Source organism: Xanthomonas sp. 4461 (assembly GCF_024806475.1).
Taxonomy (GTDB): Bacteria; Pseudomonadota; Gammaproteobacteria; order Xanthomonadales; family Xanthomonadaceae; genus Xanthomonas; species Xanthomonas arboricola_F.
Genome location: NZ_JANTYV010000006.1, coordinates 205,811 through 229,785, shown reverse-complemented (window position 1 = coordinate 229,785; position 23,975 = coordinate 205,811). Strand labels below are relative to the sequence as shown.

Sequence of the window (23,975 nt, the reverse complement as noted above, 5' to 3'; positions counted from 1 at the left end):
GTTGGATGAGATTGGATGCATTGGATCCTGCGGACAGAAGCCAAGGCAACGGCAACGGCGCGAGGCATGTGGTCTGCGGCTCGGCCGCAGGGCCCTTGCCCGCCCACCATCGCAGGACACGCCGCAAGTACGTCCCTGTAGGCGCTTACGCGGCATCCATGCCGCGTAAGGTCCCGCGACGGTGGGCGGGCAAGGACCTGTCGAAATGCTCGGTGTGCAGAGTTTTCAATAAAACAGCCTGCAAACTTCCTGGTGCGGTGTCCTCGCCGCTTGCGGGACCGTCTGGCGGCTTGGATGCCGCCACCGAGCCTCCACGGACGGATTCACGGCGTGTCCCGCAAGCGGCGAGGGCACCGCGCGCTCGACTAACACGGCTTTTGACCTAGATATTTGATCGGTATGCACGCGTCCTAGATGAGGCTTCCGAGCACAGCCGTGCGGTAGCTTTGTTGGGTGCTGTTAGTCATGCCAAGTGACAGAGCCTGCGATACAGGGTGCACGCTGTTGGTGCAAGGCTGCACGAAAGACGGGAATGGTGAGTTGCACCGGCGTGTCGATAGGCTGTCGTGAAATCGGACGCACTGCATCCAAAACGCTATTTTTCAATGACTTGTATGGTTGTGATGCTCAGGTGAGTAAGTTGGCACGCTAATTGCGTAGTGATTCCGTGCGGGCACAACGGCGTACCTGCAACAACACGAACACGATGCAGCGGATCAACGGCGATCCGCACGCATCCAGGACAACGGCGTCCTTCCGGTTTACCGGAGGGGCGCCGTTTTTTTTTGACCATCGCACTCGAAGAGGTCTCTATGCAGCGCTCGTTCTGGCGATCCGGGCACACGCCCACCTTGTTCGCATCCTTCCTGTATTTCGATCTGAGCTTCATGGTGTGGTATCTGCTCGGGCCGTTGCAGGTACCGATTGCGCAAGCGCTGGGATTGGACACGCAGCAGCGCGCCTTGATGGTGGCCGTGCCGATCCTGTGCGGGGCGGTGTTGCGTCTGGTGCTGGGCATGTTTGCCGATCGCATCGGCGCCAAGCGCGCCGGCGTGGTCGCGCAGCTCGCAGTGATCGCTGCGCTGTTCGGTGCCTGGCAACTGGGCGTGCACAGCATGGGGCAGGCGCTGCTGCTGGGCGTGCTGCTCGGTATCGCCGGCGCTTCATTTGCGGTGGCATTGCCGCTGGCGTCGCGCTGGTATCCACCCGAGCATCAGGGCACCGCGATGGGCATCGCCGGTGCAGGCAATTCCGGCACGGTGCTGGCGGCGTTGTTCGCTCCGATGCTGGCCGCCGCTTTCGGCTATCAAAACGTGTTCGGGCTGGCGTGCATTCCGTTGGTGCTGACGCTGATCGTGTTTGCGTCGATCGCCAAGGAGGCACCGACACCGGTCGCACGCAAGCAGTGGTCCGACTACGGCCGCGTGCTGGTGGGTAACCGCGACGCGTGGCGCTTCATGTTCTTTTACGCGATTACCTTCGGCGGCTTTTCTGGCTTTGCCAGCGCGTTGCCGGGTTACTTCCACGACCAGTTCGATTTCGACGCGCGTACCGCGGGCTGGGCCACGGCGGCCTGCGTGCTGGCTGGCTCGGTGATGCGCCCGTTGGGTGGCGTGATTGCCGACCGTGTAGGCGGCACGCGTGCCTTGCTGGCAGTGTATCTGCTGGTGGCCACGCTGGTAGGCATTGCCGGGTTCGGTGCCGGCGGCGCCACCATCACGCTGGCGTTGTTCGTGTTGACGTTGTTGTGCCTGGGCGCCGGCAATGGTGCGGTGTTCCAGCTGGTGCCGCAGCGCTTCGGCCAGGATATCGGGGTGATGACCGGCTTGATCGGCATGGCCGGCGGCATCGGTGGCTTCGCGCTTGCGGCCGGGTTGGGCGTACTCAAGCAGCACACCGGCAGCTATGCGTTGGGCATGTGGTTGTTCGCTGCATTCGCGCTTGGCGGCTGGGGCCTGCTGGCGGGCGTCAAGACCCAGTGGCGCAGCGAATGGTCCGCCGCCGGCGCGGCGCGCGTCTGACATGTCGACAGGAATCCAGGCAATGAAGCAACCCAGACTCGTCGTCATTGGCAATGGCATGGCCGGCATCCGCACCGTGGAGGAACTGCTCAAGCTGATGCCGGGCATGTACCACATCACCGTGTTCGGCGCCGAGCCGCATCCCAACTACAACCGCATCCTGCTGTCGCCGGTGCTGGCCGGCGAGCAGGAGTTCGACGACATCGTGCTCAACCCGTTGCAGTGGTACCGCGACAACGGCATCCATCTGCACTTGAACAAGGAAGTCACGCGCATCGACCGCGTGCGTCGCCGCGTGATTGCCGCCGATGGTACCGAAGCCGAGTACGACCGGCTGTTGATCGCCACCGGCTCGGTACCGTTCGTGTTGCCAATTCCCGGCAATGAATTGAAAGGCGTGATCGGGTACCGCGATATCCAGGATACCCGCACCATGATCGACACCGCGCGCACCAGGCAGCACGCGGTGGTGATCGGTGGCGGCCTGCTTGGCCTGGAAGCGGCCAACGGCCTGAAGGTACGCGGCATGGACGTGACCGTGGTGCATCTGGCCGGTTGGTTGCTGGAGCGCCAGCTCGACCCGGTGGCCGGCAATCTGTTGCAGCAGGCCTTGCGCGCACGCGGGCTGCAGTTCCGTTTGAATACCGCCACCAGCGCACTGCTGGGCAACGCGCAGGGCGAGGTGATCGGGGTGAAGTTTGCTGATGGCAGCGAGATCCCCGCCGATCTGGTGGTGATGGCCGCCGGCATCCGCCCGAATACGCGCCTTGCCGAAGAAGCCGGCATCCACTGCTCGCGCGGCATCGTGGTCAACGACAGCCTGCAGAGCTTCGATCCGCGCGTGTACGCGGTGGGCGAGTGCGCAAACCACCGTGGTATCGCCTACGGCCTGGTGGCGCCGTTGTTCGAGCAGGCCAAGGTGTGTGCGAACCATCTGGCGCAGTTCGGCATCGGCATCTATCGCGGCTCGGTGGCATCGACCAAGCTCAAGGTCACCGGCATCGACCTGTTTTCGGCCGGCGATTTTATGGGTGGCGATGGCTGCGAGGAGATCGTGTTGTCAGACCCGGCCGGCGGCGTCTACAAGAAGCTGGTGATCCGCGACGACGTGCTGGTCGGTGCCTGCCTGTACGGCGACACCAGCGACGGTGGCTGGTACTTCAAGCTGCTCAAGGACGGCACGCCGATCCAGGCGCAACGCGATCAACTGATCTTCGGCGAAAGCGCACTGGGCGACGCTGGCACCGGCGGGCAGGACCGCGCCAGTGCGATGGCCGACAGCGACGAGGTTTGCGGCTGCAACGGCGTGTGCAAGGGCACGATTGTCAAGGCCATCAGCGAGCAAGGTCTGTTCACCGTGGACGAGGTGAAAAAGCACACCAAGGCCGCCAGTTCCTGCGGGTCGTGTACCGGCCTGGTCGAACAGATCCTGATGAATTGCCTGGGCTCCAACTTCCAGGAAACTCCAAAAACCAAGGCGGTTTGCGCATGCACCGACCTGAGTCACGGCGAGGTGCGGCGCGCCATCCGCGAGCACAAGCTGCTGACCCATGCGCAGGCCTATGCCTTCATGGAATGGCGCACGCCCAACGGCTGCGCCACCTGCCGGCCGGCGATCAATTACTACATGTTGTCGACCTGGCCGCATGAGGCCATCGACGATCCGCAATCGCGTTTCATCAACGAGCGTGCGCACGCCAATATCCAGAAGGACGGCACCTTCTCGGTCATTCCGCAGATGAAGGGCGGGGTGACCAATGCCGGCGAACTGCGCCGCATCGCCGATGTGGCCGACAAATATGCGGTGCCGATGGTCAAGGTGACCGGCGGCCAGCGCATCGATTTGTTGGGCGTCAAGAAAGAGGATCTGGTGGATGTGTGGCGCGATCTGGGCATGCCGTCGGGCCACGCCTACGGGAAGTCGATCCGCACGGTGAAGACTTGCGTGGGCAGCGAGTTCTGCCGTTTCGGCACCCAGAACAGCACACAGATGGGCATCGATCTGGAAACCATGCTGGCCAATATGTGGAGCCCGCACAAGGTGAAGCTGGCGGTGTCCGGGTGCCCGCGTAACTGCGCCGAATCCGGCATCAAGGACGTGGGCATCATCGCAGTGGACTCGGGGTGGGAGCTGCATGTTGGCGGTAACGGCGGCATCAAGACCGAGGTGGCGCGCTTTCTGGTCAAGGTGAGCACTGCCGAGGAAGTGCGTGAGTACACCGGTGCGTTCCTGCAGCTGTATCGCGAGCAGGCCTATTACCTGGACCGCACCGTGCACTACATCGCCCGCGTGGGACTGGATTACATCCGTGCGCAGGTGGTGGACGACGCAGCCAACCGACGTGCGCTGTACGAGCGCCTGCTGTATTCGCTGGAAGGCCTGGTCGACCCATGGAAGGCACGCATCGCCGGCGAGCGGCGTCAGGAATACCAACCGCTGCGTATCGCGGCGCCTGCGGCAACGGTGGAGGAATGAGCATGCCCAATCACGCATGGGTGCGCGTGTGCGCGCTGCAGGACCTGCCGGTGCTGGGCGCACGCGTGCTGGAGGTCGATGGACTGCCGGCGATCGCCATCTTTCGCACTGCCAGCGATCAGGTGTTTGCACTACGCGACCGTTGCCCGCACAAGGGTGGGCCGTTGTCCCAGGGCATCGTGGCTGGCGACACCGTGACCTGCCCCCTGCATGGCTGGGCGATCGGCTTGCAGAGCGGGCAGGCCTGCGCGCCCGACGTGGGCTGCGCGCCGCGCTATCCGATCAAGGTGGAGGCCGAGGCGGTGTGGATCGTCCTGCAGCCGGTAGAGCAGGACGATGCCGTGACCGAGCCGGCAACATGAGCGAAGGCCTGCAGCCACCGTCGCCAGCCAACGCGGCGCAGCCACCGACGGCAGGGCCGATGCATCGCATCACGCGCTCGACCTGCTGTTATTGCGGTGTGGGTTGCGGCGTGCTGATTCACAGCACGCACGATGTCGATGGCGAACGCATCGTCGGCATCGAAGGCGACCCGCTGCATCCTGCAAATTACGGCCGTCTGTGCAGCAAGGGTCTGGCGTTGCCGCAGACCGTCGCAAGCACGCAGGGGCGCGTTCTTGCGCCGGAGTTGCGCCGGCATCGGCAGGCGTCGCGTGCGCCGGTGAGCTGGGATCAGGCGCTGCAGCATGTCAGCAGCAAGCTGGCCGCCATCATCCAGGAACATGGCCCCGATGCGGTGGCGTTCTATCTGTCCGGGCAGCTGCTCACCGAGGACTATTACGTCTTCAACAAGCTGGCCAAGGGGCTGATCGGTACCAACAACATCGACACCAATTCGCGCCTGTGCATGTCCAGCGCGGTCACCGGTTACAAGCTGGCGCTCGGCGCCGATGGCCCGCCGACCTGCTATGAAGATCTGGAGCTGGCGCACACCGTGCTGTTTGCCGGCAGCAACATGGCATACGCGCATCCGGTGCTGTTTCGCCGGCTGGAAGACGCGCGTGCACGCAACCCGGACATTCGCTGGATCGTGATCGACCCGCGGCGCACCGATACCGCGGCCATGGCCGACCTGCACCTTGCAATCGAACCCGGCACCGACGTCGCCCTGTTCAACGGCATGCTGCATCACCTGATCTGGGAGGGTCTGGTGGATGCGCGCTTCGTTGCGGCAAACACGCAGGAGTTCGATGCCCTCAAGCGAATGCTGCGCGAGTACACCCCGCGCATGAGCGCCGAGATCTGCGGAATCTCGCACGAGGACCTGGTGCAGGCGGCCGAGTGGTTCGGGCGCAGCCCGGCAGCGCTGTCGCTGTATTGCATGGGCCTGAATCAGTCGGCGCACGGCACCGACAAGAATCTTGCGTTGATCAATCTGCATCTAGCCACCGGACAGATCGGCAAGCCCGGCGCAGGGCCGTTTTCGCTGACCGGCCAACCCAATGCGATGGGCGGGAGGGAGGTAGGCGGCATGGCGACGATGCTGGCGGCGCACCGCGAGATCGGCAATGCGGACCATCGTGCCGAGCTGGAACGGCTGTGGGGCGTGCCGGCGGGGCGCATCTCGCCCAACCCCGGCGCGCCGGCGGTGGAGTTGTTCGAGCGGCTGCGCGCCGGCAGCCTGAAGGCGGTGTGGATCGTCTGCACCAACCCCGTGCACTCGATGCCGGACGTGGCGGGTATTCGCGCCGCACTGGAACAGGCCGAACTGGTGATCGTGCAGGATGCCTTCTCCGGCACCGACACCGTGCCCTATGCCGACGTCTTGCTGCCGGCGGCCAGCTGGGGCGAGAAGGACGGCACGGTGACCAATTCCGAACGCCGCGTCACCCGTGTGCGCAAGGCGGTGGAAGCGCCCGGGCAGGCGCGTGCCGATTGGTGGGTTGCCAATGAAGTCGCCCGTCGACTGGAGGCGCGGCTGGCACCGGCTACCGGCGCCGGCCTGTTCGCGTTCGACAGCACCGCACAGGTCTTCGACGAGCATCGTGGGTTGACGATAGGGCGCGATCTGGACATCGGAGGGCTGGATTACGCGGTGTTGGACAATGGCTCGCAGCAATGGCCGTTCCCTGCAGGCGCCACGCAAGGGCAGGCGCGTCGCTACACCGATGGGGTGTTCGCCACGGCCGATGGCCGTGCGCGGTTTCATGCAACGCCGTATCGCAAAGTGGCCGAGGCCACCTCGGCGCGCTTTCCGATGCGCCTGCTCACCGGTCGCCTGCGCGACCAGTGGCATGGCATGTCGCGCACCGGGCGCGTGGCTGCGGCCTATGCGCACAGCCCGGAACCCTCGTTGCGCATGCACCCGGACGATGCCGCGCGCCGCGGGCTGGTGGCCGGCGAGTTGGTGCAGGTCGCCAGCAAGCGCGGTGGACTGGTGCTGCCGTTGGAACTGTCGGAGGAACTGCGCTCGGGCACCGTTTTTGCCGCGATGCACTGGAGCGGACAGACGCTGTCCAGCGGCGGCATCAACGAAGTCAGCACGCCGGCGGTGGATGCGCGCTCGCACCAGCCCGAGCTCAAGCACGCGGCCGTGCGCGTGGACAAGGCGGTGTTCGGCTGGCACCTGCTGGCGGCACGGCGCGGCGATGCGCTGGCCTTGCAGCAGTCACTGCAACCGCTGCTGCGCGAGTGCGGCTATGCGAGCCTGCGCCTGCATGCCGAGCCATTGACCGATAACGCCGGGCAGTGGGCGGTACTGCACGCCGCCTGCGCGCGCGCGCCCGATGCCGCGTGGATCGATCGCCTGGTTGCCGCGCTGCAATTGCCCGCTGGCGCCGACGTATTGGAGTACCGCGACCTGCGCCGTGGATTGATGCGTCGCGTCGGTTGGCGCATGCAGGACGGCCACAGCCATATCGATGGCCTGCTCCTGACCGCCGCACAACCCAGCGATGCCAATCAATCGCTGCTGACGGTGGCATTGGCCGGCAAGCCCTGGCCGGGGGCGCGGCTGGCGGTGTTCGCCCAGACGCGCGCCGCGCCCAGCGACCCGATCGTGTGCACCTGCATGCAGGTCTCGGCCGCCGCGATCCACGCAGCCATCGACGACGGTGCCGACGTCGCACAGCTCAAGCAACGCCTGGGCTGCGGCACCGTCTGCGGCTCCTGCGTTCCGCAACTGACCCGGCTGTGTCGCCAACCGCGGCTGGCCTGATGCACCCCACCCATCCCTACATTGCGAGATCTCTCATGTCAGTCGGACCGTCCTGCGCGCGTGATGTGGTGTTGTTGTCTGCCGGCCCCGGCGATCTGGAACTGCTCACCATCAAGGCGGTGAAGGCGCTATCAGTGGCGCAGGTGCTGCTGCTGGACGACTTGGCCAACCCCGACATCGTCGAGCTGGCACCGCAGGCGCGCGTGATCCGCGTCGGCAAACGCGGTGGTTGCCGTTCCACGCCGCAGGAGTTCATCTGCCGGTTGATGCGGCGTTACGCGTTGCAGGGGTTGCGCGTGGTGCGGGTCAAGGGCGGCGATGCGTTGTTGTTCGGCCGCGCGGGCGAAGAGATCGACTTCCTGCGCCGCGCCGGCGTGGGCGTGCAGGTGATCAATGGCGTGAGCGCTGCGTTCGCTGCCGCAGCATCGCTGGAAGTGTCATTGACCCACCGCACCCACTGCCACGGCATCACCTTCGTCACCGCGCACACGCACGACCATGGTGAGCCGAACTGGGGTGCGCTGGCGGCCAGCGGTACAACGCTGGGCATCTACATGGGGTTGCGCCGCGCAGACGCGTTGGCCACGGCGTTGCTACTGCATCTTCCAGCCAGCACGCCGGCCGCCATCGTGCAGGCGGCCACGCGACCGGAGCAGCAGCGCAGGCTGACCACGCTGGGCGAGCTGGGAACTACTGCGGCAGCGCTGCTGCCAGGTCTGCCCACCTTGCTGTTGGTGGGCGATGCATTGTCCGAAGCATCGCTGGCCTGCGACGACCGCTTCGGTGCGGTGCAGCAGCAGGCGGCGGGGTAGGCGTGGTGTGTCATGCCGCCCGGGATCGTGCGGCGTGGCATGAGCTGATCAGACGCGCGTGACGGCGCGAGAGATTGCGTTGCAACAGGCTTGACCCGAGGACGTGTGCGGGCTTGATCGCTGGTCGATCAGTCGCACAGCGCGGAGACGTATCGCATCCATGCCTGTGGCCGCGCGAGTGCGCATGACGCCGGCACCTACGATGCTCTAAGGACGATCCTGCGCACGCTCCGCCTGCAGCAGGAGCGCTGCAGGCTGCCAGCCCATCTCGCGCCTGCGTCCACCATCCGATACGGCAGGGCACAGTACGGGGCGCGTCGCTTCGCAACGTGCGTCCCGCAGATGATGCCGTTCCCCAACACGCACGCGTGCATGCCATCCGAGCGCCAGGCTAGCCGTCGGCAGCAACTGCGCCGTCATTGGTAGCGCTAACCGTTTCGCGATGCGTTGAGCCCTTCTTTGCCAGGCAAGGTGTGCAAGATTTGCGCAGCGAGCGCAGCGGTTTTTTCCTGCATGTGCTCGTTTGCCACCATTTTTGCTGTATTTGCGGGTTGGCACGAATGTTGCGTTGAGCTCCTCACCGAATGACGTACCCGATGCATCGAGAGGAGGCACAGTGGAAGACGGACAGAACAGTACTCGTAGCCGGCGCGGCTTCGCCGCATTGGACCCGGAGAAGCGTCGCGTGCTGGCCAGCAGCGGTGGCAAGGCTGCGCACGCCAGTGGTAACGCGCACGAATTCACTAGCGACGAGGCACGGGAAGCAGGTCGAAAAGGCGGCCAGGCAGTGAGCCGCGACCGCGATCATATGTCGCGTATCGGCAGCAAGGGTGGGCGATCCAAGCAGGCCAAGCCGCAGGAAGAATCCGCGTAATCAACGGCACGGCGCGCAACCGCGTGCCGTCGGTGATTCAGGGGGCGCAGGCCCTGCGCTGCAGAGCGCAGGGCCTGCTGTTTTTTTAAGGCGGAAGCCGCTCAGATGCGCGCCGGCACAAACAATCGATTGCAACCGGATGACCTCGGTGACGACGATTACCACGTCCTGTTCATCAGCGCGGCCCTAACCGATTGATGTGCAACGCATTGCTAACGCTTCGGAAATTTTTGCAGCTTTTGCTGCTCCCACTATCGATTGCAGGGCGAATTTTCCGGCTTCCGCTGTTGGGCGTTCCAGCGTCGGCAGAATTTGCAGACCTCGCAAACCCTGCGATGCGGTGACGCTGGCGCTGAAACATCCTGCTATCGACGACAGCCGGGACATCGGGGGCAGGATGGCCGCGTGCGACCAGGCCATGGGTGAAGCGACCGCCTCCAAGGCCATCGTCGAACGCGCGATGGCGAGCCGCCTGTTCGATCACCTGGAGATCGGCACGTAGACCGCATTGTCGGGCGCGGCCAGGAGGGCGGATGTCGAGATAATTCCTGTCTGCAAGCAGATTCTTCAGCGTGAGCCGCCGTGGTGCGCTGGCGGGCGGCGCATCCGCCCGAGGGGATCGCAGGCTGCCCGATTCGCGACGCCACCCTGTCACCTCGCCAAGCAGCAAGACGCGGATGCGGTACGGTCAGCCCCATGAATGCCCGCGCTGCAAGGTTTTTTTGCTTCTGCGCGGCAAGCGCTTACCCTTGAACGTTCTTTGGCAACGCAACTGGATCATGACGACGCATCTCGATTACCCGATCGGTACGCCTGGCCAGCCGTGGGGCGATGGCGAACGCAGTGCATGGCGCGCGCGTCAGTCAGTGCAGCGCAGTTACGCATCGGAGGTGGTACGGCTCATCGAGGCCGTGGATGAGCGCTACCAATGCGTGCACTACGGCACCATCGAAGCAGGTCCCGCGCAGTACCCGCTGCTGGCATTGCGCAGTGCCGTATGGGACAGCACGCTGCCGTGCGCATTGGTGACCGGCGGCGTGCATGGGTACGAAACCAGTGGCGTGCAGGGCGCGCTGCTGTTTTTGCAGCAACGTGCTGCCGATTATGCGGGCAGGATCAACCTGCTGGTTGCACCGTGCGTCAATCCGTGGGGCTATGAGCGTATCCAGCGCTGGAACGCCGAGGCGGTCGATCCGAACCGCTCATTTCGTGCCAACAGCCCAGCCGCAGAGTCGGCGGCCCTGATGCAACTGGTCGCCGCAACGGCGGGCAACATGCTGGTGCATATCGACCTGCACGAAACCACGGACAGCGATGAAAGCGAGTTCCGTCCTGCGTTGGCGGCGCGCGATGGCGTGCCGTTCGTGCCTGGCAGCATTCCGGACGGGTTCTATCTGGTGGGCGATAGTCAAGACCCGCAAGCGGCGTTTCAACAGGCAGTGATCGCGGCAGTGGAGCGGGTCACCCATATCGCACCGGCCGATGCGCAGGGGCAGATCATCGGTGCGCCGGTGACCGGCCATGGCGTGATCAATTACCCGGTACGACGCCTGGGCCTGTGCGCCGGCATCACCGATGCGCGCTATCGCACCACCACCGAGGTGTATCCGGACAGCCCACGCGCAACGCCGCAGCAGTGCAATGCCGCGCAGGTCGCGGCGATTTGTGCGGCACTGGATTACGCGCTCTCACAAGCGTGAAACGACGCAGGCTGCTGCTCGATCGCGTGCTCGCGACGCGCTCGAGCCGCTTGGTGCCGCATGCGGGCAGGCGGTCCCTGCAGGCAAACGTCGGGCGCGATCACGCGGCATTGCTTCAGGGCAGGCGTCGCTGCGCCGTGGCGTCCTGCACATAGGTCGCAACCAGTTGCGCCTCAATCGGCTTGGACAACAGATACCCCTGGGCCTCATCGCAGCCCCAGCTGCGCAGCAACGCAATCTCGTCGGCATGCTCGATGCCCTCGGCAACGGTGCGATAGCCCAGCGCGCTGGCCAGGCGCACCACCGCTTCTGCGCGCATCTGCATGCCGGCCTTGCTGGCAATGCCGGTGACCAGCGAGCGATCCAGCTTGAGCACATTGACAGGCAGTTCGGTGAGGTAGCCGAAATTGCTGTAGCCGGTACCGAAATCGTCGATGGCCACGCTGACGCCAGCGTCGCGTAATGCGCGCAGCCGCGGAATGGCCTCGACATTGCTGCGCAACCAGCGGCCTTCGGTGATTTCCAGCTCGATTCGGCTGGTGGGGATGGCCAGGTCCTTGCAACGATTGATCACATCGGCGGCCAGGTTGATGTTGCCGAAATCGCGCGAGGACAGATTGATCGAGATGGAAAAATCCAGGCCTTGCGATCGCCATTGCGCCAGTTGCAGCAATGCGCTTTCGATCACCCAGTTGGTGACCGTGCACATCAGCGCGGTCTTTTCGAACAATGGAATGAACTCGTCCGGGCCGATCGGGCCCAGGCTGGCATGCCGCCAGCGCAGCAGCGCTTCGAATCCGATCACCGACAGATCCTGCAGGTCGATGCGTGGCTGGAACACCAGCCGGAAATCGCCGGCATCCAGCGCCTTTTCCGCGTCCAGCGCCAGCCGATACGAGCGCTGGATCGCGTCGTCCTGCGATGCGCTGTACCAGCACATCACCGCATTGTTGCTGATGGCATCGCCCAGCGAGACCAGCCCCTTGCGCATCACATCGTTGGTGTCTGGTTGTTGCGGTGCGAAGCGCACCACACCGGCATGGAACGTCAGCGACATCGGCACACCGGCGGCATCCACCGGCTTGTGCAGCATGTCGCGCAAATCCAGCAACAGGTCTTCCATCTCGTCGGGCGCTGAGTTCAGCAGAAAAAAAGCAAAGCGCATCGGGGCGACGTGATAGACGGTGGCCTTGCCACGCAGGGCGCGTGTCAGCACGTAGCTGGCATGACGGATCAGCTCTTCCAGCGGCTGCATGCCCAGCGCCTGGCGTGCCTCATTGGCCGCCTGGGTGTCGTAGACCTCGATAAAGGCCGCAATGGTCGGCACGCTGTGGCTGCCGAAGGCCAGGGCATCCAGGTCCGATTGCAGCTGACGCGCATTGAGCAGGCCGCTATGTGGTTCACGCCGGCCCGCGCCGAACTGCAACTCCAGCTGCGCAGCGGCCACATTGGCAAACATCAGCAGCTGCTGGTGTTCCTGGCTGGCAAGGCGGCGCTCGCGCGTGTCGATCACGCACAGTGTGCCGGTGATGCCCGCTTGCGGCGCACCGACCGGGACGCAGGCGATAAAGCGTGCAGGCAGTCCGGGGAAAGCGGCGTCGCCGAGTTGGATCGGCTCAAGCGCGGGATGTTCGATCAACTCCGTCACCCCGTTGGCAGCGGCAGGGGCACGCTGACACAGCGCGATGGCTTGCTCGACCTGATGGGTGCTGATGCCGCGCGATGCGAGCACACGCATGCGGCCGGCTTCGGTAATGGTCAGTGCCGCTGCCGGTGCGACCAGCGCATGGCAGAGCAGGCGAGCGATCTGTTCGAGCGGCTCCATCCCGCCGAGATCGATCGGCACGCCGGACCAGTCGAACTGGCGTTCCGGTGATTTGTCTCCCGAAGCAAGCGTCATGTCGTCAGATTCCGTGTTGAAGATCACACACTGCAGGGCTACTAGAAACAAATCGAAGTCATCGACGAGTGACGAGCGGGAGCATGTTGCCATTGCAAGCGGTCGCGTCTGCGAGCGGCACACCACACTAATTGTTAAGCGCCGCGCGTCTCGCCTCAAGCCTTGGCTTATACAAATATCGCATTGCACCGCCCGGCGTCGACCGTTAATTGGTTTTATCGATCCAAGCGGGCTCAGGCAATCCGGTTGCGCTCATCACATTGTTTTGCAGCACGGAATAAACTTGTCGTGCCCGCTTATAGGGTTCGATCAGCTGTCACGCAATTTGGCACGTATCGGTTCGCGTGATGCTGCGGGCTCGACAAATCAATCAGCGCCTGCATGCGGCAACAGGTGGCGGATTTACCCGTAGTGCCCGCTAGAAGGTCTTGCGGGTTGCGTCCCGTGACGCTCGCATTTTCGTCTGAAGCGGGCGCTAGTAAACAGGTCGACAGTTTATGGCCGTGTAATGGATGTATTTATGGTTAGTGATACTCAGCACAGTTTGATCAAGTTGATTCGCCTATTAATTTGGCAACGTATTTACCAGGGATTGGTATTAATCACCCTCATCCTTGAGTGACCCATCTGAAGCGGGTCACGCTCTAAATCCATCGGATCGCCATATCCACCTCCGTCATCGAAGGCGCGCACGTGCGTGTGCGCTGATCTGTCGCAGTCAATCAGGGGAATCGGAATGAATCGTGCATTTGCGCTGGTCTGGAACGCAGCCATCGGCAACTGGGTCGTAACGCATGAGCTGGTGCGGCGTCGACGCAAGCCCGGCGCGACGCGTCGGGCGTTGCCGAGTCTGGTGGTTCTGGCGGTGGGGGCCGCCGCTCCCGCATTGGCCTGGGGTGCATGCACGCCCGCACTGCCTGCCGCCGGCGCGACCGTCACCTGCAGCGGTCTGCCGGTCACCAGTAATGCGTTTTCCAGTGGCGCAAATAATCTGACCGTCAACGTGGCTTCCGGCACACAGATGACCGCAGGCTTGCTGGGTGGTACCGCCATCGCGCTCAGCGGCACCAATGCCACGCTCAACAACAGCGGCACCATCGATCCATCCGTGCTTGGCCTGCTGTCGGTATTGAGTACCGGCGTCAGCATGGGCAATGCAAGCTCGACCTCGGTGGTTGCCAATAATCTTGTCGGCGGCACCATCTACGGTACTGGCGGGTTGCTGGGCGCCAACCTGCTCAATCTCGATGGAATGGCATTGGGAATGACCTCTGCCAGCAATGGCGTCGTGCAGATCAATAATGCCGGCACGATCACCAGCCGCTCGCTGCTCAACCTCTCGCTACTGGGTGCCGACACGCCAGTGATCGCCGTCAGTGGCGGTGGTACCGTCAATGCGGTCAACACCGGCACCATCGAGGGACGGGTCGGTTTTCAGAGTTCGGCCACCGGCAACAGTTTCGTCAATTCCGGCACCATCAACGGCAGCGTGTCGATGGGTGCCAACAGTACCAACACCTTCACCGCAGTCACGGGCGGGAGCATCAACAGCGCTGGCGGGCTCGGACTGGAATTGCTTGGCCCAGGCGGCTTGCTGAGCTTTGCCCGCACCGGCGTGGTGGATGGCGGTGCGGGAGGAACCAACACGCTGATCCTGCAAAATTCAGCCACCGGAACCGGCAGCGGCGTGACCGGTGTCGGCACGGCAAGCACCGATCAGTACATCAATTTCGGCAGCCTGCGCGTCAATAGCGGCACCTGGGCCTTGAGCGGCGCGAGCAACTTTGGCAGCAGCGCGCTCAATGGAGGTGTGCTGCAATTTGCGACGCCCGCGCAATTGGGTACGACGATCGCGGCCAACGGCGGCACGCTCGAAGCCACCGCTGCCGGGCTGACGCTGGCTCCGGCCGGTGGCATTGCGCTTGCGGCGGGCGGTTTGACCGTGCAGGGCACCAATGCGCTGACGATCGGCAGCACGCTGACAGGGACGGGCGCACTCACCAAGGCCGGTACCGGCGGATTGAACCTCACCGGCAGCAATACCTTCAGCGGCGGCGTCAATCTGGGCGCAGGCACGCTGACCGCAGGCAATAACGCTGCATTGGGAACCGGGACCGTCACCGCCTCCGGCGGGAGCCTGCTGGCCGGTGCCGCACTCGACTTGACCAACGCTTTTGTATTGAACAACACCCTTGGCATTGGCGGGACCAATACCGTGCGGCTGGGCGGTGTTGTCAGCGGAGCCGGTGCGCTCAACAAGACCGGCACGGGCACGCTCACGCTTGGCGGCGCCAATACCTATTCCGGCGGCACCACGCTGAGCGCGGGCACCACGGTGCTGGAAACCTCCGGCGCGCTCGGCACCGGTACCGTCACTGCGGCAGGCGGGTCGCTGGACACCACCGCACCGTTGACCTTGAACAATGCGTTTGCACTCAATACCACGCTGAGCCTGGGTACAAGTGGCGGTGCACTCAGCTTGACCGGTGCGCTTGCAGGAACCGGCGGCATCACCAAGACAGGCTTCGGCACGCTTGCGCTTGGCGGTACAAACACCTATTCAGGCACAACGACGCTGACAGCAGGCACGCTGCAACTGGGCAATAACTCGGCGTTGGGCACCGGGGTGTTGCGTGTTACCGACAACGCCAGTCTCAGCACCAGCGCATCGCTGGCGGTGAACAACGCGGTCGATCTTGTCGGACCGTTGACGTGGACGGGCGCGCAGGCACTGACCCTGGGTGGCGCCATCACTGGCAGCGGCAGCCTGATCAAGAGCGGTGCCGGCGATCTCACCTTGACCGGTACCAACGGCTATACCGGTGGCACCACGTTAAACAACGGGCGCCTGGTGGTCGGCTCCAACGCCGCACTGGGCACCGGCACCTTGACCGCCAGCGGCGGCGTGCTCGATGCAGGCACTGCGGCGACATTGGGCAATGCGATTGCGCTCACCGGCAATCTGGGCGTGGCCAGCAATGGCACTGCCCTGAACTTGAGTGGTTCGATCAGCGGCACCGGTGCGTTGAGCAAGCTCGGCACCGGCACGCTCACGCTGGGCGGGTTGAACACTTACAGCGGTGGCACCACGCTTGCCGGCGGTACCTTGCAGGTGACCAACAACGGGGCGCTCGGCAGCGGCGCACTCAGCCTCGCCGGCAACGCCAACCTGCAGGGCACGACGCCTACCTCGCTGACCAACGCCATCGCATTGAATAGCAGTGCGTTGACGCTCAACGGCGCGCAGGCGCTGACGCTGGGCGGCGGTATCAGCGGTGCCGGCAGCCTGGTCAAGACCGGTAGCGGCGATCTGACCCTCAGCGGCAACAATCTGTACACCGGCGGCACCTCGCTGAATGCGGGCAAGCTTGTGGTCGGCAGCGACACGGCGCTGGGTGTGGGCGCATTGACCGCAGCCGCCGGCACCACGCTGGACAATCTCGCGGTGAACACGCTCTCCAATGCCATCGCGCTGACAGGTTTGGTCAGCATCGGCGGCAGCAATGCGCTGACACTCACTGGCGGCATCAGCGGTGCCGGAAGCCTGGACAAACTCGGCCCCGCCAGCCTGACCCTGACCGGAAACAACACCTACACCGGTGGCACGCTGTTGACTGCGGGCAGCCTGGTATTGGGCAGCGATGCCGCACTGGGCACAGGCAGCCTCACCGTTGCCGGCGGCCAGCTCGATGGCACCGCGGCACGCGTGCTCGCCAACGACGTGGTGTTGAATGCCGATCTATCGCTCGGAGGCAGCCAGGACCTGGTGCTCAATGGAGGCATCAGCGGGGCGGGCGGCCTGGTGAAAAACGGTGCTGCTGCACTGACGCTGGCCGGCGCAAACACCTTTACCGGCGGCGTGGATCTCAATGCGGGCGCATTGCTGATCGACAGCGGCGCGGCCCTGGGAAGCGGTACGTTGACCGCTGCCAACGGCACCCAGTTGCAGGCGACCACCGCAGCGACGCTGGGCAATGACGTCGTCTTGAACGGTGCGCTGTCGCTGACCGGCAACAACGCGCTGGGCTTGACCGGCACGGTGAGCGGAGCCGGCAGCCTGATCAAGCAGGGCACCGGTGCGTTGACGCTGGCCGGCAACAATGCCTATGCCGGCGGCACGCTGTTGGATGCGGGGTCGCTGATCGTCGGCAGTGACACGGCGCTGGGTAGCGGTGCGCTCATTGCGGCCGACGGCACGCTGCTCAGTGCCGCGATCGCTGCAAGCCTGCAGAACGCCGTCACGCTCAATGGTGCGCTCGGCATCGACGGCCAGGCGCTCACGCTCGATGGCGTGATCGATGGCGCGGGCAGCCTGATCAAGAGCGGTACGCAGACGCTCACGCTCACAGGCAACAACAGCTGGGGCGGCGGGTTGCAGCTGCAAGCGGGCGGGTTAGTGGTCGGCAGCAACACGGCATTGGGGACCGGCACGCTCACCGCTGCAGGCGGCACGACGCTCGATGCCACCACGTCCGTGGCGTTGGACAATGCACTTGCCTTGAACGGAGCGCTGACGTTGCCCGGTACGCAGGACATCGCGCTGGACGGCGTGATCAGCGGCGCCGGCAGCCTCGTCAAGCAGGGCACGGCAACACTGACCCTGGGCAATGCCAATACCTTCAGTGGCGGGGTCACCCTGGATGCCGGCCGCCTGGTGCTTGGCAACGCTGCAGCCTTGGGCGTGGGCGGACTGTTGGTCGGTGGCGCTAGCGAACTGGATGCCAACACTGCGCTTGCGGTCGGCAATAGCGTGCAATTGAACAGCCAGCTCTCGCTGATCGGCAGCAACGACCTGGCCTTGAACGGCACCATCAGCGGCACCGGAAGCCTGGTCAAAGACGGCACCACCACCGTGTCGCTCAATGGCAGCAACAGCTATAGCGGCGGCACCACGCTCAACGCCGGCACGATTGCGGTGGGGGCCGACAACGCGCTCGGTACCGGCAGCTTGTCGGTTACCGGCGATTCGGTGCTGAGCAATGCCATCGCGGTGGCCTTGAGCAATGGCATCGATCTGTCTGCGGCGCTTACCGTCGACAACGCGGCCGACATGCTGGCCAGCGGCACCATCAGCGGCGCGGGCGCGCTGACCAAGACCGGCCTCGGCACCTTGACGCTGAGCGGCGGCAATACCTACACCGGCCCGCTGGCGATCCAGGCCGGCACCGTGGTGGCCAGCACCGCCGCATCGCTCGGCAATGCAAGCAACGTCGATGTGGCAGCCGGCGCATCCTTGAACCTGACCAACGGCGGATTGATCAACGCACTCACCGGTGCGGGTGGCGTCGATACCGATGCCGGTGCCACCCTGCAGTTGGGCAGCGGCAACTTCGCCGGCAGCCTGGGCGGTGGCGGCAATCTGGACAAGGTCGGCGCCGGCACCGTGAACCTGCTCGGCTCCAGCGTGATCGGCGGCGCCACCCAGGTGAGCGGCGGCACCCTGGACGTGGTGGGCAGCCTGGGCACGAGCGCGTTGAATGTGCTCGCTGGCGGCACGCTCACCGGTACCGGCCCCAGTGGCAGCATCGGCAGCGATGTGACCATCGGCAATGGCGGCCGGCTGGCGTTGAGCAGCGGTTCCTCGCTCAGCATGGGCGGGCTGACGTTGGCACCGGGCGCCTTGATGGACGTGTCACTTGCGGCGCCCAGCAACACGCGCCTGCTTGCGGTCAACGGCAATCTCACCCTCGACGGCACGCTCAATGTCATCGACATCGGCGGCTTCGGCTCCGGCGTGTATCGGTTGATCGATTACACCGGCGTGTTGACCAACAACGGCGTGCTGTTCGGCAGCATCCCCGGCAGCGTCGATATCAGCCAGCTGGCATTGCAGACCGCGATCGGCCAGCAGATCAACCTGGTGGTGACGGCGCCGGGCAGCATCGTGCAGTTCTGGGACGGCGTGCAGACCACGGCCAACGGTAGCGTCGATGGCGGCTCGGGCGTGTGGGGCGCTGCCACCAACTGGACCGGCCAGGACGGCTCGACCAACAGCACCTGGCAGGGCGATTTTGCCGTGTTCTCCGGCACTGCCGGCAGCGTCGGCGTGCAGGGCACGCAAAACATCGGCGGCCTGCAGTTTGCGAGCGATGGCTACCTGTTGAGCGATGCCGGTGCGGGCACGCTGGCAGTGGCCAGCCCGCTCACCGCAATCCGCGTCGACCCGGCTGCCACCGCCACGATCGATGTCGCCATCGCCGGCATCGGTGGCGTAGAGAAACTCGACACCGGCACCTTGGTGCTCGACGCAGCCAACAGCTATACCGGCGGCACCGCGCTCAGTGGCGGCACGCTGGTGCTTGGGGATGCGCAGGCACTTGGCACCGGCGCATTGACCGCCGCGGCCGGCACCAGCCTCGATAACAATCAGGCAGTGGTGTTGGGCAATGCGGTGGTGGTGAATGGCGCACTGACTCTGGTTGGCAGCAACGACCTGAGCGTGTCCGGCCCGGTCAGCGGTGCGGGCGGCTTGATCAAGAACGGTACGACCACGCTGACGCTCGATGGCAGCAACAGCTACGCGGGCGGCACCGTGTTGAACGCCGGCACGCTGGCGGTGGGCGGCAACACCGCCCTGGGTGTCGGCAGCCTGTCGGTGCTGGGCAACTCCACCTTGAGCAATGCCGTCGCGCTGGCGCTGGGCAACGGCGTCAACCTGGGTGCGGACCTGACCATCGCCAGCGCTGCGGATCTGGCACTGACCGGCACGCTCAGTGGTGCCGGTGCGCTCACCAAGACCGGTCTGGGTACCTTGACCTTGTCCGGCGCCAACAGCTTCAGCGGCCCGGTGGCGGTGCAGGCGGGTGTGCTTGCCACCTCCGCCACCGGCAACCTGGGGGCCCCCAGCGCGGTGGATGTCGCCGCAGGTGCGGGGCTGTCGTTGGGCAGCAGTGCAGCGCTGGGCGCGATAACCGGGCAGGGTGCGGTCGACATCCTCGGGGGCAACACGCTGCAGCTGGGCGTCAACAACGTCGGCAGCACCTTTGCGGGTAGTCTGAGCGGCGCCGGCAACCTGGACAAGGTGGGTACCGGCACGCTGCAGCTCACCGGTACCAGCGCGCTGGGCGGCGCCACGCAGATCCTCGGCGGCACGCTGGATGTGGATGGCACGCTGGCCAGTGCTGGCGGCCTGAGCGTTGGCGCCGGCGGCAGCTTGAGCGGCAGCGGCGTGGTCGATGCGGCGGTCACCGTCAACGATGGCGGCCGTCTGGTGGTGAGCAGTGGCGCATTGCTCACCACCGGCAGCTTGAGCATGGCGCCCAACGCCACGCTCGATGCATTCCTGGGCATCCCGAGCCAGACCGGCGTGCTGGCGGTCAACGGCGACCTCACGCTGGACGGCACGCTCAACATCACCGACATCGGCGGCTTCGGTACCGGTGTGTATCGCCTGATCGACTACAGCGGTGCGTTGACCGACAACGGCCTGGGCATCGGCACGCTGCCCGGCACCGTGGACCCGACCCAGCTGACGCTGCAGACCGCACTGGCACAACAGATCAACGTGGTGGTGCTGGCGCCGGGCAGCAACGTGCAGTTCTGGGATGGTGCGCAAACCGTCGCCAACGGCGCCATCGATGGCGGCAGCGCTGCATGGACGGCCGGCGGCACCAACTGGACAGCGATCGACGGCCTGACCAACGATACCTGGCAGAACAGCTTCGCGGTATTCGCCGGCACTGCCGGTACCGTGGCCGTGCAAGGCACCCAGGGCATCACCGGCATGCAGTTCGTCACCGATGGCTATGTGCTGAGCGACGGCGGTGCCGGTGCGTTGAGCGCCAATGCCGCCAACACCATCATCCGCGTCGACCCTGGCGTAACCGGCACGATCGATGTCGCCATCGGCGGCGCAGGCGCACTGCAAAAACTCGACACCGGCACCTTGGTGCTCGACGCAGCCAACAGCTACACCGGCGGCACCTTGCTCGATGGCGGCACGCTGGTGCTGGGCGATGCGCAAGCGCTGGGCACCGGCACGTTGACCGCAGCGGCCGGCACCAGCCTCGATAGCAACCAGGCACTGGCGCTGGGCAACGCGGTGGTGGTGAATGGCGCGTTGAATCTGCTTGGCAGCAACGACCTGAGCGTGTCCGGCCCGGTCAGCGGTGCGGGCAGCCTGATCAAGAACGGCGCCACCACGCTGACGCTCGACGGCAACAACAGCTACGCGGGCGGCACCGTGTTGAATGCCGGCACGCTGGCGGTGGGCAGCAACACGGCCTTGGGCAGCGGCACGTTGTCGGTGACCGGCGCTTCGGTGCTCAGCAATGCGATCGCCGCCGTGCTGGGCAATACGGTCAACCTGGGCGCAGCGCTCACCGTCGACAACCCGGCCGATCTGACCTTGTCGGGTGCCATCGGCGGCAACGGCGCGCTGATCAAGACCAATACCGGCACGCTGACGCTGGACGGCAGCAACAGCTATACCGGCGGCACCACCGTCAGTGCCGGCACGCTGGCGGGCAATAGCGGCAGCTTGCAGGGCGCGATCGTCGACAACGCCACCGTGGCGTTCAACCAGGCAGCCGATGGCGTGTTCAGCGGTTCGATCACCGGTACCGGCAACGTGGTTAAGGACGGCGCAGGCGCGCTGTTGCTCAACGGTGCCAATGGCTACAGCGGCGGCACCACGATTGCGGCGGGCAGCTTGATCGGCGACAGCACCAGCGTGCAGGGCGACATCGTCAACAATGCGGCACTGGTGTTCAACCAGACCACCGGCGGGGTGTATGCCGGTGTGGTCAGCGGGACCGGCTCGCTGGAGAAGGCCGGCAGCGGCGCACTGCAACTGACCGGTGCCAACAGCTATGCCGGCGGCACGCTGGTGAGTGCCGGCAGCTTGATCGGCACGACCACCAGCCTGCAGGGTGATGTGGTGAACAATGCCACGCTGGTCTTCGACCAGTCTGCCGATGGCACCTTTACCGGCATCGTCAGCGGCGCCGGTAGCGTGGTGAAACAAGGTGCCGGCGTGCTCACGCTGGCCGGTGCCAACACTTATAGCGGCGGCACCGCCATTGCCGGCGGCACGCTGCAGGGCAGCACCACCAGCCTGCAAGGCAACATCCTCGACAACGGTGTGCTGGTCTTCGATCAGGCCGGCGACGGCAGCTTTGCCGGCAACATCGCCGGCAGCGGTGCGCTGATCAAGAACGGCAGCGGTGCGGTCACGCTGGATGGCGTCAACGGATATCTCGGCGGCACCACCATCAACGCGGGTACCCTGATCGGCGACACCGACAGCCTTCAGGGCAACATCGCAAACAACAGCGCGCTGGTGTTCGCGCAGAACGCCAGCGGCACCTACGCAGGTACGCTGTCGGGCACCGGTAGCCTGCTCAAGGACGGCATCGGCACCCTGCTGGTCACTGCCGACAGTAGCGGCTTTACCGGCCCGACCACCATCACGGCGGGCACCTTGAGCGTCGGCAACCCGGCCAACCCGGGTGCCGCGATCGGCGGGCCGGTGACGGTCGGGCCGGGCGGTACGCTGAGCGGCAGCGGCAGCATCGGCAGCCTGACCACGACCGGCGGTACCCTGGCCATCGGCGGCACCACCGGCACGATTAGTGTGGTTGGCAACGCCACCATCGGCCCTGGCTCCACGGTGCAGGTCACGTCCGGCACGGGCGGTGTGGTGACGCCGGTGACGGTAGGCGGCGTGGCCACGCTGGCGCCGGGCAGCTCATTGGTGTTGGTACGTGCGGCCGACCTGCCATTGTTCACCGAGATTCCGGTGGTCAACGCTGCTGGCGGGCTTACCGGACAATTCACCAACGTCCTCTCCGACTACGCATTTATCGATCCCGACGTCAGCACCAGCGCAACGGGGCTATCGGTGTCGCTGGGGCGTAATACCGTCGGCATGGTGGACACGGTGAAAACGCCCAACCAGCAGTCCACTGCCGCTGCGGTCGATGGCTTGTCGATCGATAGCCCGGTGTATCAGGCCGTCGTGCGTCTTCCGGACGACCCGCAGGCAGTCGCCACCGCCTTCGCGTCGCTGTCGGGCGAAAGCCATGCCAGCACCGCGACCGCCATGCTGGACAGCCGCTTTCTCAACAGCGGCATCGGCAGCCATCTGCGCGGCGACAGCCAGGACACCCGCATCGGCGACACCACCGTGTGGATCACCGGGCGTAGCCTGCCCAATCGCGTCGACGGCGATGCCAACGCGATTTCGGTACGCCGCGAAGACAACGGCATCATGGCCGGTGCAGAACGCCGCATCGGCGAGCGCAGCGTGCTCGGTGTGGCGGTGGGCAGCCAGGACATCGAAAGCTGGTCGCGCGAGTGGGGCGACCGCTCCGACATCGACGGCACCCATGTCGGTGTGTATGGCCAGGCCGATTGGTCCGCATTCTCGCTGCAGGGCGCGGTGGACTATGCGGACTACAGCGTGGACGGCGCGCGCCGGGTCGTGCTGCCCGGCGTGCTCGAGGAACGGCTCACCAGCCAATACGACGCCACTGCCGTGACGGTGTCGCTGGAAGCTTCGTGGAATCTGCGTACCGGCAATGCGGTGTACAGCCCGTTCATTGCCGCCGACTACACCCATCTTAAGACCGACGGGTTCACCGAGCGCGGCGGGATCTCCGGGTTGTCGGTCGACAGTGCCAAGGACGAATTCACCACCACCACCCTGGGGGTGCGCGGACGTTGGGAGCTTGGCCAGCAGGCCGCACTCTATGCCTCGGCGGGGTGGCGCCACGCGTTTGGCGATCGCGCGGTGCAGCGCTCGGCGGGCTTCATCGGCACCGGCTCGGAGTTCTCGGTGCAAAGCGTCACGCTGGCCAGGAATGCGGCCATCGGCGAGTTGGGCGTCAGCCTGATCACGTCGCCCAACAGCCGCATGTCGCTGTCGTTGCAAGGACTCAGCGGCGATGGACAGACCGCCTACGGCGGACAGGTGACCTGGGGCTGGAGTTTCTGATCGGCTCCCCGCAGTCAACGACAAAGCCCCGGCACGCCGGGGCTCTTTTGCCGATCCGCTCGGCCAGGTGCGCATCGAGAAGGATGAAGGCCCCGGCAT

At 65.2% G+C, this 23,975-nt stretch carries 10 protein-coding genes; 9 read left to right on the top strand and 1 reads right to left on the bottom strand.

The genetic code is table 11. The annotated features are described in order from the left end of the window. The first annotated feature begins 851 nt into the window (after positions 1–851). The 8 genes from FHY19_RS19635 (at position 852) to FHY19_RS19600 (ending at position 11,040) form a co-directional block, all read left to right on the top strand. Positions 852–2,021 (top strand): nitrate/nitrite transporter, encoded by a 1,170-nt coding sequence (locus FHY19_RS19635; protein WP_259152447.1) that lies wholly within the window; start codon positions 852–854, stop codon positions 2,019–2,021. Positions 2,022–2,079: 58 nt separating this feature from the next. Continuing rightward, positions 2,080–4,497: a nitrite reductase large subunit NirB gene (nirB, locus tag FHY19_RS19630; protein ID WP_259168152.1), complete on the top strand. Its 2,418-nt coding sequence runs from the start codon at positions 2,080–2,082 to the stop codon at positions 4,495–4,497. Then, positions 4,494–4,859 carry a nitrite reductase small subunit NirD gene (nirD, locus tag FHY19_RS19625; protein WP_259167973.1) on the top strand — a complete coding sequence of 122 codons (366 nt, stop codon included), beginning with the start codon at positions 4,494–4,496 and terminating at the stop codon, positions 4,857–4,859. The genes nirB and nirD overlap by 4 nt, the downstream gene beginning before the upstream one ends. Next, positions 4,856–7,654 carry a nitrate reductase gene (locus FHY19_RS19620; protein ID WP_259167972.1) on the top strand — a complete coding sequence of 933 codons (2,799 nt, stop codon included), beginning with the start codon at positions 4,856–4,858 and terminating at the stop codon, positions 7,652–7,654. Before nirD ends, FHY19_RS19620 begins: the two co-directional genes overlap by 4 nt. Positions 7,655–7,719: 65 nt before the next feature. Then, on the top strand, positions 7,720–8,466 hold the full coding sequence (gene cobA, locus FHY19_RS19615) for a uroporphyrinogen-III C-methyltransferase (RefSeq protein WP_259168149.1): 747 nt from the start codon (positions 7,720–7,722) through the stop codon (positions 8,464–8,466). Between the two features lie 616 nt (positions 8,467–9,082). Continuing rightward, positions 9,083–9,340 (top strand): KGG domain-containing protein, encoded by a 258-nt coding sequence (locus FHY19_RS19610; protein ID WP_005990975.1) that lies wholly within the window; start codon positions 9,083–9,085, stop codon positions 9,338–9,340. A gap of 340 nt (positions 9,341–9,680) precedes the next feature. Then, positions 9,681–9,842: a hypothetical protein gene (locus FHY19_RS19605; protein ID WP_259167970.1), complete on the top strand. Its 162-nt coding sequence runs from the start codon at positions 9,681–9,683 to the stop codon at positions 9,840–9,842. A gap of 277 nt (positions 9,843–10,119) precedes the next feature. Further along, the gene (locus tag FHY19_RS19600; protein WP_259167967.1) at positions 10,120–11,040 is read left to right on the top strand and encodes a M14 family metallocarboxypeptidase; all 921 of its coding nucleotides are present in this window, start codon (positions 10,120–10,122) and stop codon (positions 11,038–11,040) included. 115 nt (positions 11,041–11,155) lie between these two features. On the opposite strand, the gene FHY19_RS19595 is transcribed toward FHY19_RS19600, so the two are convergent. Further along, on the bottom strand, positions 11,156–12,967 hold the full coding sequence (locus tag FHY19_RS19595) for an EAL domain-containing protein (protein WP_259168147.1): 1,812 nt from the start codon (positions 12,965–12,967) through the stop codon (positions 11,156–11,158). A 709-nt stretch (positions 12,968–13,676) separates the two neighbouring features. On the opposite strand from FHY19_RS19595, the gene FHY19_RS19590 reads away from it, so the two are divergent. Then, on the top strand, positions 13,677–23,876 hold the full coding sequence (locus tag FHY19_RS19590; protein ID WP_259167966.1) for an autotransporter-associated beta strand repeat-containing protein: 10,200 nt from the start codon (positions 13,677–13,679) through the stop codon (positions 23,874–23,876). Positions 23,877–23,975: the final 99 nt, after the last annotated feature.